This is a genomic window from Stenotrophomonas sp. UBA7606 (assembly GCF_002477705.1).
Taxonomy (GTDB): Bacteria; Pseudomonadota; Gammaproteobacteria; order Xanthomonadales; family Xanthomonadaceae; genus Stenotrophomonas.
In genome coordinates this window covers 13484-31857 of sequence record NZ_DLJW01000129.1, presented here as the reverse complement: position 1 = coordinate 31857, position 18374 = coordinate 13484, and the positions used below count along the sequence as shown (strand labels likewise).

16 protein-coding genes are annotated in these 18374 nt (G+C 64.5%); 12 read left to right on the top strand and 4 right to left on the bottom strand.

Annotation, left to right across the window (positions count from 1 at the left end):
• The first annotated feature begins 99 nt into the window (after positions 1–99).
• On the top strand, positions 100–873 hold the full coding sequence (locus B2527_RS17725) for a lytic transglycosylase domain-containing protein (protein ID WP_293716724.1): 774 nt from the start codon (positions 100–102) through the stop codon (positions 871–873).
• A gap of 169 nt (positions 874–1042) precedes the next feature.
• Here B2527_RS17725 and B2527_RS17720 read toward each other — a convergent pair whose 3' ends face one another.
• Positions 1043–1510 (bottom strand): hypothetical protein, encoded by a 468-nt coding sequence (locus B2527_RS17720; protein ID WP_293716722.1) that lies wholly within the window; start codon positions 1508–1510, stop codon positions 1043–1045.
• Positions 1511–1597: 87 nt separating this feature from the next.
• Between B2527_RS17720 and B2527_RS17715 the strand changes: the two genes are divergently transcribed.
• Complete coding sequence (locus B2527_RS17715) at positions 1598–3679, top strand: gluconolaconase (protein WP_293716720.1); 2082 nt, start codon at positions 1598–1600, stop codon at positions 3677–3679.
• A gap of 78 nt (positions 3680–3757) precedes the next feature.
• Here B2527_RS17715 and B2527_RS17710 read toward each other — a convergent pair whose 3' ends face one another.
• Together B2527_RS17710 and B2527_RS17705 are read right to left on the bottom strand one after the other, a co-directional pair.
• Positions 3758–6775: a TonB-dependent receptor gene (locus B2527_RS17710; RefSeq protein ID WP_293716718.1), complete on the bottom strand. Its 3018-nt coding sequence runs from the start codon at positions 6773–6775 to the stop codon at positions 3758–3760.
• Positions 6776–7085: 310 nt separating this feature from the next.
• Positions 7086–7445: a YciI family protein gene (locus B2527_RS17705; protein WP_293716716.1), complete on the bottom strand. Its 360-nt coding sequence runs from the start codon at positions 7443–7445 to the stop codon at positions 7086–7088.
• Positions 7446–7608: 163 nt separating this feature from the next.
• On the opposite strand from B2527_RS17705, the gene B2527_RS17700 reads away from it, so the two are divergent.
• The 10 genes from B2527_RS17700 (at position 7609) to B2527_RS17655 (ending at position 17761) form a co-directional block, all read left to right on the top strand.
• Complete coding sequence (locus B2527_RS17700; protein ID WP_293716714.1) at positions 7609–8040, top strand: YciI family protein; 432 nt, start codon at positions 7609–7611, stop codon at positions 8038–8040.
• Positions 8041–8066: 26 nt separating this feature from the next.
• The gene (locus B2527_RS17695; protein WP_293716712.1) at positions 8067–8504 is read left to right on the top strand and encodes a VOC family protein; all 438 of its coding nucleotides are present in this window, start codon (positions 8067–8069) and stop codon (positions 8502–8504) included.
• A gap of 3 nt (positions 8505–8507) precedes the next feature.
• Positions 8508–8912 carry a VOC family protein gene (locus B2527_RS17690; protein ID WP_293716710.1) on the top strand — a complete coding sequence of 135 codons (405 nt, stop codon included), beginning with the start codon at positions 8508–8510 and terminating at the stop codon, positions 8910–8912.
• A gap of 65 nt (positions 8913–8977) precedes the next feature.
• Positions 8978–9334: a DUF1428 domain-containing protein gene (locus tag B2527_RS17685; protein ID WP_293716708.1), complete on the top strand. Its 357-nt coding sequence runs from the start codon at positions 8978–8980 to the stop codon at positions 9332–9334.
• A 153-nt stretch (positions 9335–9487) separates the two neighbouring features.
• Positions 9488–10762 carry an RNA polymerase sigma factor gene (locus B2527_RS17680; RefSeq protein WP_293716706.1) on the top strand — a complete coding sequence of 425 codons (1275 nt, stop codon included), beginning with the start codon at positions 9488–9490 and terminating at the stop codon, positions 10760–10762.
• Positions 10763–10903: 141 nt separating this feature from the next.
• Positions 10904–12553 (top strand): M28 family metallopeptidase, encoded by a 1650-nt coding sequence (locus tag B2527_RS17675; protein ID WP_293716704.1) that lies wholly within the window; start codon positions 10904–10906, stop codon positions 12551–12553.
• A gap of 553 nt (positions 12554–13106) precedes the next feature.
• Complete coding sequence (locus tag B2527_RS17670; RefSeq protein WP_293716702.1) at positions 13107–15071, top strand: hypothetical protein; 1965 nt, start codon at positions 13107–13109, stop codon at positions 15069–15071.
• Positions 15072–15309: 238 nt separating this feature from the next.
• Positions 15310–16644, top strand: a complete 1335-nt coding sequence (locus tag B2527_RS17665) for a sensor histidine kinase (protein WP_293716700.1) — start codon at positions 15310–15312, stop codon at positions 16642–16644.
• Positions 16634–17407 (top strand): LytR/AlgR family response regulator transcription factor, encoded by a 774-nt coding sequence (locus B2527_RS17660; protein ID WP_293716698.1) that lies wholly within the window; start codon positions 16634–16636, stop codon positions 17405–17407. Before B2527_RS17665 ends, B2527_RS17660 begins: the two co-directional genes overlap by 11 nt.
• A 27-nt stretch (positions 17408–17434) precedes the next feature.
• A complete protein-coding gene (locus B2527_RS17655) occupies positions 17435–17761 on the top strand; it encodes a hypothetical protein (RefSeq protein ID WP_293716696.1) in 327 nt (108 codons plus the stop codon).
• A gap of 78 nt (positions 17762–17839) precedes the next feature.
• Here B2527_RS17655 and B2527_RS17650 read toward each other — a convergent pair whose 3' ends face one another.
• Positions 17840–18316 (bottom strand): hypothetical protein, encoded by a 477-nt coding sequence (locus B2527_RS17650; RefSeq protein WP_293716695.1) that lies wholly within the window; start codon positions 18314–18316, stop codon positions 17840–17842.
• Positions 18317–18374: the final 58 nt, after the last annotated feature.

Here is an 18374-nt window from a genome sequence, read left to right as displayed (position 1 = left end):
GCGTCCATTCATTCTGGGCGCGATTGGCGCATTTTTCATCACCTGCCGTTCAAGCAGGCAGGCTCAGCATCATCATCCTTCTTCTGACCGGATCCGGCCATGCCACGCGCGGCTGCGCTTGCGCTGTTGCTGCTGTTGTACGGGCTGTGTGCGCCGTTGCAGGCGCGCACCGTGTACCGCTGTGTGCAGAAGGGCACCGTCAGCATGGCCACCGCACCGGAACCCGGCTCCAGCTGCAAGGCCATCGTGATTGATGACAACGCCGTGCAGACCCCCAACCTGTGGGGCAACTTCGGCGTGTTCAGTGGCACCCTGTACGAGCGTGAGCAGGACGGCCGCAAGGTCTACTCCACCCGCAACCTGCCGGGGTCCACGCCCTACCTGCGCTTCACCGTGGCCACGCCGCCGGGTGAGCCCGCGCACGCGGGCCTGGGCAGGGTTGGCACGCCGCAGTTGAATCGGCATGCGCCGCAGTTCCGCGCCGCCGCCAAGGCAACCGGCGTGGATGACGCCTGGTTGCGGGCGGTCGCACATGCCGAAAGCGCCTTCGATGAAAAGGCGGTGTCGCCCAAGGGCGCGCAGGGCGTGATGCAGCTGATGCCGGAGACCGCCAGCGAGTACGGGGTGAGCGATCCGCTGTCACCGGCGCAGTCGATCAACGGCGGCGCACGCTATATGAAGTCCCTGCTGCGCCGTTACAACGGCGACCGCACGCTGGCGGCGGCGGCCTACAACGCAGGTATCGGCGTGGTCGCGCGCTACGGCGGCGTACCGCCCTATGTGGAAACGCGGCAGTACGTGGACAAGGTGCTGGCCCTGTACACCCGCTACCGCGAAGCGATGGGCACCGGGCCGGAGCGGCCGGCGCTGTAGTTGGCTTGGCGGGTTGAACCGGCCTACCGCTCCCCAGCCCTCCCTTGCTGCGCAAGAGAGGGAGCAGCGCATGCTGTGGCTGCTGCGTCAGCTTTCGTCCCCTCCCTTTGCCGCAGGCAAGGGGAGGGTTGGGGAGGGGTGCTCTTGCCCTGGCTTTACCGCCCCTGCCTCAATCAAGACCGACCGCTGGCCCAGGCAAACGCAGCTGCTGCCAGCCAACGTGGTGCATAAGCTCTCGCACCACCACCAGCGCGGCGACAAAATCTGCCCGTTCCGGAATACCTTGGCTCTTTGCCGGCATCCCCGCCGCTACCTGTGCCAGTTGCTGGAATGCGCGTTCGATTTCCTCGATATCCAGCTCAAGCACTGCCTGCTGCGGATAGCCCAGCACCCCTGGCAACGGTGCCAATACCGCATCGGCGCACTCCAATACCTCCAGCGTCTCCTGGCGCAGTGCCGGGATCCACGGCATCAAGGCGTCCTCGGTGCTGGCAATGGCCTGCTCCATGGCCGGTCCGGAAGGCGGGAACTGGCGCAGGCCCGCGTCCAGCAGCGATGACAGCGACAGTGGCAGGCTGATGTCGGTGCTATGCCCGGCACGCAGGCGGATCAGTTCTTCTTGCAGATACAGTTGCATACGTTTCTCCACCATGCAGGGCTTTCGGCGGTTCCGCCGCGGGCCGTGAGCGTCTATCGTGCCGGGTCCGCAGTTGGTTGGGTGTACATGGATCGCAAACATTGGGTGATTGCCGTCATCGCCGTTACCGGTGCCGCGCTGGGCGCCAGTTTCCTGTGGGCGCCGCAAGCGCCCGCACCGGCTGCTCCGCCGCCGACGCCACTGGGGTGGCAGGCACAGATCGCCTTGCTGGGCGGCGACGGCGTGGCTGGCAACAGTGCCGGCAAGGCCGCACAAACCCGTTTCAGTGATCCCTGGGGGCTGGCGATGGGTGGCGGTGTGCTGTTCGTCGCCGATGCCGGTGACAACAACCGCATCCTGTATCGCGGCCTGGACGGCGCCTTCCAGGTGCTGGCCGGCGGCATGGAAGGCTTCGCCGATGGGCAGGGCAGCGCGGCAAGGTTCAATACTCCCTCGGGCATCGCCCTGGATGCCCAGGGCAATCTGTACGTGGCCGATACCGGTAACCATGCCATCCGCAGGATCACCGCGCAGGGCCAGGTCACTACCCTGGCCGGTGACGGCACGCCAGGCTTCGCGGACGGCAGCGGCGCGCAGGCACGTTTCAATGGACCGATGGGTGTCGCGGTAGGCGCGGACGGTCGTGTCTATGTCGCCGATACCTGGAATGACCGCATCCGTGTCATCGCTGCCGATGGCACGGTCAGCACCCTGGCCGGCGGCGCCCTGCCGGGTTGGGAGGACGGGCAGGGGGTGCTGGCGCGCTTCGATACGCCCACTGACTTGAAGTTCGACAGCCACGGCAACCTCTGGGTTGCCGATCTGCAGAACAACGCACTGCGTACCGTCAGCGCCGACGGCATGGTCAGCACCCGGATTGGCCTGCCCGACGGCGAGCGCCTGCTGTGGGGGCCGATGACCCTGGCAATCACCCACGACGACGTGGTCTATGTTGGCGAGCGGCTGAGCGGGCGCGTGGTGCAGTTGTCACCACACGGCCATATCGTGGCCGTGGCGGGCAACGATGCCCAGCGCTTCGCGCGCCCTGCAGGGTTGGCGCTGGCACCGGACGGCAGCCTGCTGTTGAGCGACGCGGATGCCTATCGCATCCATCACCTTGTGCCACACATCGCGACAGCGGCCGATGCGTCGCCGCAACTGGGACCGTCGCCGGACAACCCGCTACCCGCCAATCAAGGCCGCTGGCCACTGGCACCCCAACTGGGCTGGCACGAAGTCACTGGCACTCTGGGCGAGGTGCGTGGCAATTTCAGCGGCGAGAGCCGGCACCATTTGCACAGTGGGTTCGATGTGCGTGGTGACGTGGGCCAGACCGTGCTGGCCATCGCCAGTGCCAAGGTCAGCAGCCCGGCCTCTACCTGGACACTGGGCGGCCAGGCCGAAGGTCTGTCGCTGGACAAGCTCGACTACATCCACATGAAGGTCGGCCGTGATGCCGGCAACCGCGCGCTGGACCCGGCCCGCATGCAGCTCGTATACAACGAAGCTGGCCAGCTGGATCGTGTGCGCGTACGTCGCGGCACCCGTTTCCAACCCGGCGATGCGTTGGGCAGCATCAACAGCCAGGCACATGTGCATCTTGCCGTGGGGCCGTCGGGCTACGAGCGCAATGCCGTACGCCTGGGCTTTGCCAACTACGCCGATCATGTCGCGCCGAAGATCGACGATATCGCTTTGTTTGATGGCAACAACCAGCGGCTTACCGAAAAAGTGGATGGTCGCCTGCGTGTGCCGCGCGACATCGGCGGCCTGCAACTGGTGGTGGAAGCCTGGGACCAGGTGGACAACAACCTGCCGCGCCGCCGTCTGGGCCTGTACAGCCTGGGCTATCAGATCCTGGACGGCAACGGCCGCGCGTTGCCCGGCTATGAGCAGCCGCAGACCAACATCATCTTCAATCGCATGCCGCCGCAGCGTGAGGCGGTGAAGCTGGCCTACGCCGCCGATAGCGGCATCACCGTGCATGGCAGCAGCAGTACGCGTTTCCGTTATGTGCTGACCAATACCGTGCGTGACGGTTTGTTGGCCGAAGGGTGCCTGGGGATGGCTGAGCTGCAGCCGGGCAACTACACCTTACGGATCATTGCCAAGGACTACAGTGGTAATCAGGCAAGTGTTGACCAGGATCTTCGGATCGAAATCCCGTGAGCGCCGCTCTGATGGCCTAAAAAAGCCGCCGATATTTCTATCGGCGGCCTTTGTCTAACTTACTGCTGGATCAAGCAATTACCAGTCGTACTGCAGCTGGATGCGTGCATAGCGCGGATCAGAGTAGTACTTGGCAGCCTTGTAGTTGTAGTAGTTGGTGATGGTGCCTGCCGAGTTCTGGCTGTACTTGGTCTCGAAGACCTGAACCGGCTTAACGTTATTGAACAGGTTCATCACCGAGAGCTGGACGCTCAGACCTTCCAGCCAATTCGGGGTATAGACAATGTTCGGACTGAAGCTGAAGGTCCAAGGCGTACGGCCGGCCGAACCCACCGGACTGATCTCGTCCGACCCAACTTCGCAGGTATGGAAGACGCCTGCGTAGCCGTATTCAGTTCCGAAGGTGCCATTGCCGCCGCCCAGGCAGCTGATTGGGGCACCGGACTGGGCCAACAGGTTCGCGCCAACCTTCCACTGGTCGTTGAAGCTGTAACCACCGTAGAGCTTGAAGCTATGGCGGTGATCGTTGAACAGATAGCCGTTGGCACCCAACATGAGTTCGGCAAAGTCAAAATCAGAAGTTGTGCCGGTATCGTCCTGACCATTGGTCGACTTCACCAGTCCTTCGTAATTGCCCTGCAGCTTTGACCAGGTGTAGTTGAAGCTGGCGTACCAATTGTCAGTGGTCTTCTCAGCAGTGAAGGTCAGTGCCTTGTAGCTGCGCTTTGCCTTCGGGCCCAAGGTGGAACCCGGGACAGTGAAGGTGTCCGGGGTACCGTCACCGTCAACGTCCAGGGTCAAGGTCATGTCCTTGCCCGGGTTGAAGATGTAGCAGCCGGGGATGCCGCCCGGAACAGTCCACTCGTCGTCCCAGTTCGACAGATCCAAGCCGGCGTTGGTAGCCGCGTTGTAGACCGCACGCGCATCGCAGGTGTCATCCATCGCGTTGTTGACACGGCGATAGGTGGCCTTCAGGCCGACGGTCCAGTCGTTCAGGAAGTCGTTGTCGGAGACGAACTGATGCTGGTAACCAAGGATGGCTTCATCCTGGGTATACGGCTTCAGGCCCTTTGCTGCGACAGCCTTGGGATCGGGAACGCTGCCGTTCTCACCATTGGCAACTTCATCATATGCGCCATTGGCGAAGGAACCGGTTACATTCGGAGCGCCACTGACCGGGTCCCAGCCGTCGTACGTATAGTAAGTGTAGGTGTAGTAAGAAGCGCTTGCTGCACGAAGCGCAACGTTCGCGGCAATCGGCAGCGAGTAACGGCCGACGGAGGCGAACAGCTTGTCACGGCCATCACCGGCTACGTCCCAGGAGAAACCAAGGCGCGGTTGCCAGATGTTGTCCTGCTTGACAAAGCTGGCGCCGGCGCCGTTCTTGTTGTTGAACGAATCGTTGCGAATACCGGCATAGAGCATGAAGTTATCAGTGATCTGCCAGCTGTCGTCGATGTACCAGGACTTCTGGTCGATCTCGACTTCACCACCATTGCGGAAGTTGATCCAAGTGGCGTAGTCCTTCTGGATCTGCCAATAAGCACCGGCTGAGTAGGAGGTACCTGCCTTGGAGTTCCAGGTTTCGTCGCTGTAGCCGAAGGTTACCTTGTGGTCGCCCAACTGCCATTCGAAGTCTGCGCGTCCACCTTTACGTGAGTTCTTGCCGCCCAGCATGTCGACAGAGCTGACCACGGCGCAGCCCGTACGACTGCCGAGAACGTAGTTGTAGACATAGGGGCAAGCGCCGATCGGGCTGTTGACGTCGCCGTTGTAAGAGCTCATTACGCCGTCAGGGCTGACGGTGAACTGCGAGCTACGATTGCGCATCTGACCATATTGAAGCGACATCGTCAGATTGTCGTTCAGGTAGCTGGTCCACTTGAAGATGTCAGTCTGGCCGCCACTCTTGCCAACCAGATCGCCCAGTGCCGAGGTATTGCTCGGTTCAGCGGAAGCATCAGTGGTCGCATACGCTGCATTGGAGTAGTTGTACTCGTAGCGGCGGCTGTTATCGAACCCTGTGTACTCGAAGTGGTTGTTCTCGTTGAGGTAGTAGTCCAACTTCAACAACCAGTACGGCGTCTTCGAACTGTAGTCGTAAGACGTCGTGTTCCTGCTAATGGCTGCAGCACCAGCTGCGCTGGTGGTGCTGCCGCCGCGAGCACCGTACGAGGTGATGTCGCTCTTGCTGTACTGGCCCATTGCGAATACGAAGAGTTTGTCTTCGATCAGCGGACCGCCAACCCATGCCGAGTAGACATCGGAGCTGGAAGAGTTGCGGTCATAGGAGCGGAAGATGGAGCCATCGTCCAGCAGCACGTCGTCCGGTTGTTCCCGCAGCGAGTCGGGGACGGTAGTCCAGGAGAACCCGCCCTTCCACTCGTTGGTGCCGCGCTTGACGTTGACGCTGGTTACGCCACCGGTGGAGAAGCCGTACTTGGCGCCGTAGCCGCCGGTCTGGATGTCCAGCTGGTCGATGGCTTGGAACGGGACCTCGGAGAACGACAGGCTGTCGTATAGATTGGTAACGTTGAAGCCGTTGACGTAATAGCTGTTTTCAGCGGCGGACGCGCCACCGAATGAGGCCGGGCCAAAGTAGCCCGATGCAGCCACGGTGCCGGGCGTCAGCAAGGAGATGCTGGTGACGTCGCGGCCGACCGGCAGGGTGTTGAGCTGTTCCGCGGTGAAAGTGGTGCGGGTTTCGACGCTGCTCAGGTCGATCTGATTCGGGCCTTGACCAAGAACCGTGATCCGATCTAGCGAGGAGGTGGCGCCGTCCCCGGCGCGGCCGGCGGAGAAATTCGCAGTTGCTGCCTGGCCAGCGATGACCCGAACCTTGGTGGTGCCTTCGCTGCTGGTGACCTCGTACTCACCGGTCGGCAGTGACGACACGCGAAAACGGCCGTCGGCGCCGGCCGACACTTCACGTACATTGCCGGTCGTCAGATTTTTGATCTGCACCTTCTCCGCCGCTGAGGCCGAGCCCAAGATTTCGCCGGAGGTGCTCTGGGCGAAGGCAGCCCCAATGCAAGCGCTGAGGACCACAGCCAGCGCGGTGCGCTTCAGCATGCGGTGTTGTTGGAAGCGATTCATCTGTTCCCCTTAAGCTAATTGGTTGTCGCCAGTCATTTTTGATCTGTTCATGAATCGCGACTGGTAGCGATTTAATACAAAAGTAACAACGGCTGAATGGATTTGCAATTTTTGCCTTTTCGACGTGCTTAATTTGCTTTTAAGCCGCTGCTTTGTTTGTATTTTTTGGTTTTTTGGCGAATGTTGTTGTTTCGAGCTGGGTTGCTCGTCCCTTTTCGGTATCAAGGATGTAAAAAATATTTGATGACTTGTTTGCGTGTTTGTGGTAGCCGATATCGCCAGTTGCGGCAGTGGAGGCTAACCCCGGTGCTTAGCAAATCGGGTTCGATCTCTCCACCGCCCGCACCTCGATGCTGCCGTAGGCGGCCCACGGGAACTGCCTGGCGATCTGCATCGCGGCGTCGGCATCGGCAGCTTCGATCAGGTTGAAACCGGCCAGGATCTCGCGGGTTTCAGCAAACGGGCCATCGAGCACCCGCGATTGGCCTTGGCGGCTGCGCAGGGTCTGCGCGGTGGCCGGCGGCTGCAGGCGTTGGGACATCAACAGCGTGCCGTCTGCCTGCAATGCATCGGCATGCTGCAGGCAGCCGCGCATCAGCGTGTCGTATTCGTCCGTGGGCAGGGCCTGCAGCAACTGCGGGTCGATGTAGATCAGCAACAGGTATTTCATGGCCTGGCCTTGCGCGGAGGGAGGCTCATCATGTCGCATCCAACTTGCTGCGTTGCCGCATGAATTGATTCATAAAAATTCCGCGGAGGCCTGTCGAGTTGGCCGGCTCTGGTTCGTCGTACCTGTTGAGAAGCGGGCATGCCGCCTGCAACGGAGTACGACGATGAAGGTGATGGTGCTGGTGAAGGCCACGGCTGACACAGAGGCCGGGGTGATGCCCACGCGCGATGAGATCGCGGCGATGGGGGCATTCAACGAGGAACTGGTCAAGGCCGGCATCATGCTGGCCGGGGATGGGCTCAAGCCCAGCTCGCACGGCGCGCGCGTGCGGTTTGCGGCGGAGGGTCGCAGTGTCATTGATGGGCCGTTCGCCGAAACCCGTGAGCTGGTGGCCGGCTTCTGGGTCTGGCAGGTGCGGTCGCTGCAGGAGGCCGTGGAATGGCTCAAGCGTGCGCCCTTCAATGCCGGCGGTGGCAGCCCGGTGGAGGTGGAGATACGCCCGTTCTTCGAGGCGGAGGATTTCGGCGACGCCTTCACCCCGGAATTGCAGGCGCAGGAGCAACGTCTGCGCGAGCAGATCGACCGTAACAACTGACCCCGACCCCAGCCAGGAGCAAGACGATGAAACTGATTCCGTTTTTGGGCTTCAACGGCCAGACCCATGAAGCGATGGCGTTCTACGCCAAGGCCTTGGGTGGCAGCGTGGTCTCGGAGATGACCTATGGCGACATGCCGCCCAGTGCCGGGATGGATGCTGAAGGGTGCGGCGGCTTCATGCCGCAGCCCGAGCAGGTCGCGCATTGCCAGGTGGAGGCGGGCGGCGCGGTGCTGATGGCGGCGGACGGTCCACAGCCAGGGGATGGCAGCGCCACCACCATCAATGTGGACGTGGACAGCATCGAGGAGGCCGAGCGCGTGTTTGCCGCGCTTGCCGAGGGTGGCAGCGTACAGATGGCGCTGGCCGAAACCTTCTGGGCCCATCGCTGGGGCATGCTGGTGGACCGCTACGGCAAGCCGTGGATGGTCAACTGCATGAAGCCGATGCCGGCGGGGGGCTGAAGCATGGGCCATCCGCAGATGATCTTCGTCAACCTGCCGGTGCGCGACCTGGACGCTTCCAAGGCGTTCTTCGCTGCGCTCGGCTATAGCTTCAATCCGCAGTTCACCGATGAAAATGCCGCCTGCATGGTCATCAGCGAGAGCATCTTCGTGATGTTGCTGGTGGAGCCGTTCTTCCAGACGTTCACCCCCCAGCCGCTCTGCGATGCACGCCGGCAGACCGAGGTGATCACCTGCCTGTCGGCGGACAGCCGCAAGGCGGTCGACAGCCTGGTCGACAAGGCCTTGGCGGCAGGCGGTACTGAGCCCATGCCGGCACGCGACTACGGTTTCATGTACCAGCGTGGCTTCCAGGACCTGGACGGCCACTTGTGGGAAATCGCCCATATGGACGGCGAACCCAGCTGATCGGCAGGCGGCCGTGAATCCATGCGGTCGCCGCTGCCGCCCATTGCTATGTGGAGGACACAACAATGAGTTACGTCGATGGTTTCGTAGTGCCGGTGCCGCAGGCACGGCTGGCCGAGTACCGGCGCATGGCCCGGTTGGGGGCCAAGGTGTGGAAAGAGCATGGTGCGCTGGCCTATCTGGAGGCGGTGGCCGATGACGTCAAACCAGGCAAACACACCTCGTTCCCGCAGGCGGTCAAGCTCAAGCCGGATGAAGTGGTGATCTTCGCCTACATCCTGTACCGCTCGCGCGCGCACCGCGACCGGGTCAATGCCAAGGCCATGGCCGATCCGCGTTTGGCCGGCATGGATGCCAAGACCGTGCCGTTCGATGGCAAGCGCATGTTCTGGGGCGGCTTCAAGACATTCGTGGCAGCGTGAGTCTGTTCCGTGGGCGTCCGCTTGCCGGGCAGTAAGTGCCTGGCAATGCGGGCAGCGTTACTCAAGGCAGCTCGGTATTGGAAGCTGGCACGGCTACTGTGGGCCCCGCGCCTTGCTTGCGGCGCGGGCAGCGCGGTGTTTTGATCACGCGCTATGGCCGACGCTGACCTGCAGCAACTGTTGGATACCCTGTGGCGGATGGAATCGCCACGGCTGATCGCACGCCTGGCGCGCATGCTGGGCGAGCTGGACAGCGCCGAGGAACTGGCCCAGGACGCGCTGGTCGCGGCACTGGAGCACTGGCCCCGGCAGGGCATCCCCGACAATCCCGCCGCCTGGTTGATGGCCACCGCCCAACGCCGTGCCATCGACCGGCTGCGGCAACGGCGCCTGCATGCACAGCGGCAGGCGCAGGTCATCGACGAACAGCAGGATTACGCCATGGGTGTGGATCCTTCCGAGCAGCTGGATGACATTGGCGATGACCTGCTGCGGCTGGTGTTCGTTGCCTGCCACCCGGAACTGCCTGCCGATGCCCGCGTCGCCTTGACCCTGCGCCTGCTGTGCGGCCTGAGCACCCACGAAATTGCCCGTGCCTATCTGCTGCCCGAGCCCACCATTGCCCAGCGCATCGTCCGCGCCAAACGCCTGCTGGCCGAACGCAGGGTGCCGTTCGAAGTGCCGCGCCGGCAGGCGTTGCCAATGCGGCTGCAGGCGGTGCTGGAGGTGATCTACCTGGTCTTCAACGAAGGCTACGCTGCCAGCGCGGGTGAGGATTGGACACGCCCGGCACTGTGCGAGGAAGCGCTGCGGCTGGGCAGGGTCCTGAGCGGGCTGATGCCCACGGCGGTGCCGGTAATGGGGCTGCTGGCACTGATGGAACTGCAGGCCTCGCGGCTGCGCGCACGGGTGGGCGCGGACGGTGCGGCGATACTGCTGCTGGACCAGGATCGCACCCGCTGGGACTGGCTGCAGATCGCACGTGGCCAGGCCCTGCTCGAACAGGCGCAGGCCTTGGGCGGAGGGGCTGATCCCTACGTGCTGCAGGCGGCCATTGCGGCCTGCCATGCACGTGCGCGGCGCGCCGAGCTCACCGACTGGTCGGCTATCGCTGCCTTGTACGAGCGCCTGGCGCAGGCGCTGCCATCGCCGGTGGTGGAGCTCAACCGGGTGGTTGCCATCGCCCAGGCGCAGGGCGCGGAGGCGGCATGGGCCTTGTTGCAGCAGTTGCTGGACGCCCCGCAGCTGCAGGGCTATGTGCCGCTGCATGCGGTGCGCGGGGATCTGCTGGCGCGGCTCGGGCGGCATGAGGAGGCAGCGGTTGCGTTCAGCCAAGCCGCGGCGCTCAGCAGCAATGCCCGTGAACGTGAGAGCCTGTTGGCGCGCGCGGCTGCGGTGCCGTCAGCGCAGCGTCTGCTTGGCGACTGAGGCGGGGCCGGGTGACGCGTGCGGCAGCGACGGTGCAGATAAGCCCTGCGGCCCGGATGCACGACCGTGCACAACGACACTGCACGGTGCTGGACGGCTCTGGCTACACTCGCAGGGTTGCCTTACCACTGGAGTACCCGCGTGAAACGAGTCGTTATCAGCCTGTTGGCGATGTCCGTGTCCACCGCCCTGATGGCCGCCCCGCCCAAGTTCGACGGCGCCCGCATCTCGGCAGACGTCAAGGAGCTGTCCTCCGACGCCTATGAAGGCCGTTCGCCAGCGACCGCAGGCGAGGACAAGACCATTGCCTTCCTCAGCAGGCAGTTCGCTGCTGCCGGCATGCAGCCCGGCGGCGACCTGAAGGACGGCCAGCGCCTGTGGACCCAGGCGGTGCCGCTGCTCAAGGGCGACATCGTCGGCAAGCCGGTGCTGTCGCTGAGCAGCCAGGGCAAGCCACAGCCCCTGACCCAGGGCCAGGAGATCGCCGTGCGCGCGGCCATGAACGGTGCCAGCGCGGTGGATATCAGCAATGCACCGCTGGTGTTCCTGGGCTATGGCGTCAAGGCGCCGGAGCGCAACTGGGACGACTTCAAGGGCGTGGACCTGAAGGGCAAGATCGCCGTGGTGCTGATCAACGACCCGGATTTCGAGACCGGTAGCGGTGACTTCGACGGCAAGGGCATGACCTATTACGGGCGCTGGACCTACAAGTACGAAGAGGGCGCGCGCCAGGGCGCCGCCGGCGTGCTGATCGTCCATGAGACCGCACCGGCCTCCTATGGTTGGGCGACGGTGGCCGGCTCCAATACCAACACCATGTTCGACGTGGTCCGGCAGAACCCGGCCGAGGCGCACCCGGCGCTGGAAGGCTGGATCCAGCGCGACCTGGCGGTCGATCTGTTCAAGCGCGCCGGTCTGGATTTCGAGACCCTGAAGAAGCAGGCGCAGTCGCGCGACTTCCAGCCGGTGGAACTGAAGGGCGAGACCTTCTCGGCCAACTACCAGGTCAAGACCGAGGTGATCACGTCGCACAACGTGGTCGCGCGCCTGGAGGGCAGCACCCATCCGGACGAAATCATCATCTATTCCGGCCACTGGGACCACATCGGCGTGGGTGAGCCGGATGCACGCGGCGACCGCATCTTCAACGGTGCGATGGACAATGCCTCCGGCACCGCCGCGCTGGTCGAGCTGGCACGTGGGTTTGCCACCCAGCCAAAGCCGCAGCGCTCGGTGGTGTTCCTGGCGGTGACCGCCGAGGAAAAGGGTTTGCTGGGCTCGGAGTACTACGCCAGCAATCCGCTGTATCCACTGTCCAAGACGGTTGCGGTGATCAACATGGACGGCATGTCCCCGTACAGCCCGTCGCGTGATTTCGGCATCTACGGCTCGGCCAAGGTGGAGCTGCTGGACCAGCTCAAGGACGTGGCCAAGGGTTGGGACATCCGCTACACCCCGGACACCAAGCCGGAAGCCGGCCTGTTCTTCCGTTCCGATCACTTCCCGTTCGCCAAGCGTGGCGTGCCGGCGCTGTCCTATGGCGCAGGGCAGGACTGGATCGATGGCGGCGTGGAAGCGGGCAAGAAGGCCTCCGACGAATACACCGCCAACCGCTATCACCAGCAGGGTGATGAGTGGCAGCCGGACTGGACCTTCGCCGGTGCCGCGCGCGACCTGGAAGTGCTCTATACCCTGGGCGAAAAGCTGGCCAACTCGCGCGACTGGCCGAACTGGAGCCCGGAAGAAAGCTTCCGCGCCACCCGTGATGCGAGCGCTGCAGAGCGCAATTAAGTCCTGAAGGCCTTGAAGCCCCTCTCCCGCCTGCGCGGTGAGAAGGGCTGCTTGCGAACCAAAGGTTCGCAGCCATTCGAACGCCCTTGCGCCAGCGCAAGGGCCGGGAGCAGAGCCCCTCTCCCGCAAGCGGGAGAGGGGTTGGGGTGAGGGCAGCTTTGCGCAGCCAAGTCAAAAGCACCCCTCCCCAACCCTCCCCTTGGCCTGCGGCCAAAGGGAGGGAGCTGCCCCCTCTCCCGCCTGCGGGGTGAGAAGGATTGCTTGCGCACCAAAGGTTCGCAGCCATTCGAACGGTCTTGCGCCAGCGCAAGGTCCGGGAGCAGAGCCCCTCTCCCGCAAGCGGGAGAGGGGTTGGGGTGAGGGCAGCTCTTGTTTCCAGCACAACCACGCAGCGCTTGTGGCGCTACAGGTGATGCCCCATGCCGAGCATGGCTCGGCACTACATCTCGCTCGCTTGCCCGCCAGCGCAAGAACACGGCTTGCGGTGAGGCTCCCGGCACCCCAAATACACAGGGTGCCCGCAGAATCCCTGTATGGCCCCCAAGGAAGACCCATGACACCTTTCCGCGCCTGCCGCGCAATCCTGTGCCTGGCGATCATGATGCCGCCGTTAGCGGCCATCGCCACGCCGCTGCCGCCCAACTGGCAAATGCTGCCCCCGGCACAGCAGGAGGCGGAAAAAGGCCTCCCCTCGGCGCTGCAGACACCATTGCTGGCCAAGAACCAACGCGCCCTAGGCCAGGTCGAGCTGCTGGTGTCGCTGCCGTTTGAGCAGGTGTTGCCGGTGGTGCAGGCCAGCCTGGCTCCCCTGGGCAACTTCAATGCCCCCGTGCAACGTACCCGCGTGGCCTATATGGACCACGGCTGGGGCAATGTACTGATCGCCCGCCATCCGCAATTGAAGGCCGAGTTCATCCACCGCTACCGCATGCCCAAGCTGCACGAAGCGGTGGAGCAAGGGGCCCTGCTGGCCGAGGAACTGCCCTTGCGCGAGCAGCGCCTGCAGCGCGATCCCAGCGTGGATGCGCTGAGCGACAGGATGGAGGAATTGCGGGTTGAGTTTGCCAGTTGGCAGGCCAGCGCCAGGCAGAAGCATGGTGTGCTGGGCCGTGCCAGCAGCACGATCGAGGTGCGGGTGATGCAGGTGGACGCGGCCCTGGGCAGGCCCGCCACGGTGATTACGCTGAGCCGTACGGATGACTGGCCCAACCCGGATGGTGGCCTCGTCGATCAGTTGCGCGGATTCAACGTGATGGGGGGCGGTCCCTCGCCACGCCTGAGCCGTCGCGGTGTACCAGAAGCGGTGTTCACGCCAGTCCATGACGCCGTGCGCAAGCTGCCCGGCGCCGCAACACAGATCGGCGTGGGCGCGGCGGACTGGCTGCCGCCGTTGCCAGCCAATCCGCGGATTGTCGAGCCGCGCTTGAGCACCCCCGGCAGCGGCAAGGACACGACGCCGGCGCAACGGCTGTTGCGCAGCGAAAGCGGCCAGTATTACGACATGCGGCCCTTGGCCGATGGCAGCGTGTTGTTGCTCAGTGCCTACCCGGATGCGCTATGGCGCTGGGCACCGGGCATGGGCGACACGCCCCAGCGGTTGTGGCAGGCCAACGGCGATGCGGGCCGCGCGGGTTTGAGCGTGGACCCGCGGGGCCGCAACGCATGGCTGGCGCTGCAGCAGCAGATCATCGTTTACAGCGTGGACCAGTCCACCACGGTCATCCACCCGCTGCGCTGGGCCGCCGATGTACGCCAGCCAATCAGCGGTGGTTGGAAGTGGAGCTGGGACGCGCAGGGCAGGCCGGTGGCCTACGACCATGCCTTGAACGGGCAGGGCGGCATCCGCGATGTGCTGCGTGTGCTGCAGCCGCAGGCAACGCCCCTGGCCGATGGCCAGGCCTGGGTGTATGCCCAGCGTTTCGATGCACCGCGCCAGGGCGTGGTGGACGGCTACCCCGGCAACACCCGGATCAAGCCGGTGCGCTGGGACGGCGCCGGGCAGGGCTTCTGGATCGAAGACCCGGCCGGGTTGACCGAACTGGATGCCAGCACCGGCCGGGTCAATCGGGTACTGGCGTTGCCGCGCCGGTTTGGCCAGGCCGACACGCAGGACGATGCCGGCATGGCGCAATGGGTGCCGCAACCGATAGGGTCGGCGGCCGGTGGCTGGATCGCGGTTGGCTTTGTCTTGATGGAGGGATCGCGTCGCGACCCGGGCATGCATGTGGTTGATGTCGCCAGCGGCCAGGTGCGGCACTCGCTGGCCTTGCCTGGCCGGCAATCCCTGAATGCTGCCACCGCGTCGGCGGACGGTCGCCTGCTGGCCCTGGGCAGCAACAACGGTGGCGATCCGGTGCTGGTGGTGTGGAACCTGCAGACCGGCCAGTCGCTGAGCTTGAACCCCAGCCGGGCGGCCTGTTGGGATCTGCGCCAGCTGCATTGGGCACCGGAAGGCGGCGCCCTGGTCGGTCTGTGCGGCGACGGCGTAGCCCGCTGGGCGCTGCCAACCAACTGGTGAGGTCCCAAGCCATCCGTAGTGCCGAGCCATGCTCGGCAGAAGCTTTCCAAGCCAACCGCCAATGCCAGACCATTTCCGGTAAGGCCCCTGCCGAGCATGGCTCGGCACTACAGGAGGGCTGCCATTCCACTCCTGCCAATCCGGGTTTGATCGGCGTTTTCCGGGTTTCGTCGCAGCGTGCTTGCGGCTCGCCGGGCGACGCCTATGCTCACCTCCATTCCCTTCGGTGACTGCCCCAATGTTCGCCAGCCTGTTTCTCGGTTTCCGCATCCTCGCCGCCTGGGCGCTGACGATCCTGGTGGCGGCATTCCTGTGGAGTGGCCTGTTCAGCGGCATGGACGAGTCGCCGGGCTGGATCTTCGGCCTGGCGGCGATGGCCTTGATGGTGTTTGCACTTACCTCGGTGGCCAGCCATATCCGTCGCCTCACCCTGATCGCCGACCGCCTGGATTCGCAGACGCTGGCCAATCGCCACCGCCGCCAGGTGGAACTGCCGCTGGATGCGCCCACCGCCTTCGCCCTGCTGGAACAGGTGATCGGGCAGATGCCGCGCATCGAGCAGCTGGAGCGTTCGGTCGGCACGTTGCAGCTGCGCGCCACCCAGCGCCGCGCCGACCCTTATGGCGAGCGCCCGCCGTCACGCTGGAACCCGATGGCGCGGCTGGCCATCAAGCACAACCAGATCACCGCACGGGTCACCCCTGGTGCCGATACCAGCAGCGTCACCCTGTTCTTCGAACCCGATGCCGGTGCCTGGGTGGACCTGCTGCTGTTGGACGAAGGCAGCAACTACGAAAACGCCGAGGCCGTGACCCATGCGCTCAGTGGCAAGGTGGCGCAGCAGCGCCGCGAGGAACGCGAGCACGCCGCGCGCACCGAGGCCGAGAAGGAGCTCAGCGTGGCCCGGCTGAACCTGCTGCATGCGCAGGTGGAGCCGCATTTTCTCTACAACACCCTGGCCAATGCACAGGTGCTGACCCGCAGCGACCCGGTCCGTGCCGAACAGATGCTGGGTCACTTGATCCAGTACCTGCGCAGTTCGCTGCCGGGCATCGACCAATCGGTGTCCACGCTGGGGCAGGAGCTGGAGCGGGTACAGGCCTATCTGGAGATCCTGCGCATCCGCATGGGCTCACGGCTCAGCCTGCAGATCGACGTGCCCGAAGCCCTGCACGGCATCAGCCTGCCGTCGATGTCGCTGCAGACGCTGGTAGAGAATGCGATCAAGCATGGACTGGAGCCCAAGAGCGGCGGCGGTACGGTTTGGATCCTGGCACGCGAGCTGGACGGCCAGCTGACCATTACCGTCGCCGATGATGGCCAGGGCATCAGCACCGACAACAGGGGCACCGGCATCGGCCTGAAGAACCTGCGCGAACGGCTGCGCCTGAGCTGCGGCGAGCAGGCCACGCTGGCGCTGGTATCCAATTTCCCCAGTGGCATGGCGGCCACCATCAGCTTGACACGGCGCGCGGCTGCGGCGACAGCCACTGCTGCGCCGGCCAGCGTGCCGCCGGTGCCTGCCACCGAGCGCAGTGCCGTTGCGATACCGGAGCTGCCCCATGCACCTTGATGCGTTGATCGCCGAAGACGAACCGCTGCTGCGCCAGGCCATGCTGGACCAGCTGCAGCGGCTGTGGCCGGAGCTGCGCATCGTTGCCGAATGCGAGGACGGTGCCGCCGCGCTGGAGGCGCTGGATACCCACAAGCCCGACCTGGCCTTCCTGGATATCCGCATGCCCGGCATCACCGGCCTGGATGTCGCCCGCGCGTTGCAGCAGCTCAGCCCGCAGACCGAGGTGATCTTCGTCACCGCCTATGACCAGTACGCGATCAGTGCATTCGAGCAGGGCGCGGTGGACTACCTGCTCAAACCGGTCAGCGATGAGCGTCTGCTGGCTACCCGCCAGCGCGTGCTGGCCCGCCGCCAGAGTGGCGGGCCGGACCCGGCCCTGCTGGAGCGGCTGCTGCAGCAACTGGCGCGGCAGCCGTCCGCCGCCGTTGCGGCACCGCCGCTGGCCTGGATCACCGCCAGCAATGGCCGTGAAACGCGCCTGGTGATGCTGGACGAGGTGCTGTATTTCCGCGCCGACAGCAAGTACACCGTGGTGGTCACCGCGGAGGAAGAGTTGTTGCTGCGCAGTTCGCTGCGCGAGCTCGCCGCGGCGCTGGATACCACTAATTTCCGCCAGATCCATCGCGGCACCATCGTCAACATGAAGGCGGTGGCGGCGGTCAGTCGCGATGACAGCGGTCGCGGCGTGCTGCGGCTCAAGCAGCGTGCCGAGACGCTGGTGGTCAGCCAGCCGTTCATGAGTCTTTTCCGCGGCATGTGATGCCGCCCCGTTCGCCGGAGAATCGCCATGCATTACCTCACCGTTCTGCTCGGCAGCCTGCTGTCGATGCTGGGCATACATGAATCCCCCGGGCAGACCTCGATTACCCGCATCCGTGGCGAGCACAGCCTGCTCAGCCGCACCACCGTGGTCAACGACGTCAGCCGTTTCCAGTGCCTGCAGAGTGACACCGGCCGCTGCAGCTATCTGCTGTATCGCGAGCACTGCAGTGGCGCGGACGACGCCCAGGTGTGTCGCCGCGAAGCCTTGGGTGATTTTGTGGTGGTGGTGGGCGCCACCCGCCAGTTGCAGGGCTTGCCGGCCGGCTACGCGCAGCAGGTCAGCCTGCAATAACAGACGCGTTCTGGTCTCGCGCCGCGTAGCCCGGGTAAGCGCAGCGCACCCGGGACAACCCGTAGTCGCAGAGCATCGTCAGCCAGTCTTCGTTGCGCAGCAGGTTGGCCCGTAGCAGCAGGCGTGTTGCGGTCTCACGCGCCACGTAGCCCGGGTAAGCGCAGCGCACCCGGGACAACCCGTAGTCGCAGGCATCGTCAGCCAGTCTTCGTTGCGCAGCAGCTTGGCCCGTAGCAGCAGGCGTGTTGCGGTCTCACGCGCCACGTAGCCCGGGTAAGCGCAGCGCACCCGGGGCAGCCCGTAGTCGCAGAGCATCGTCAGCCAGTCTTCGTTGCGCAACAGGTCGGCCTGTGGCAGTAGGCGTATTGCGGTCTCGCGCGCCACGTAGCCCGGGTAAGCGCAGCGCACCCGGGACAATCCGTAGTCGCAGAGCATCGTCAGCCAGTCTTCGTAGCGCAGCAGGTTGGCCCGTAGCAGCAAGCGTGTCGCGGTCTCACGCGCCACGTAGCCCGGGTAAGCGCAGCGCACCCGGGGCAACTCGTAGTCGCCGGGCATTGCCAGGCCGGTAAGTCCTCGTTTCCCGGGTGCGCTGCGCTTACCCGGGCTACGTTGC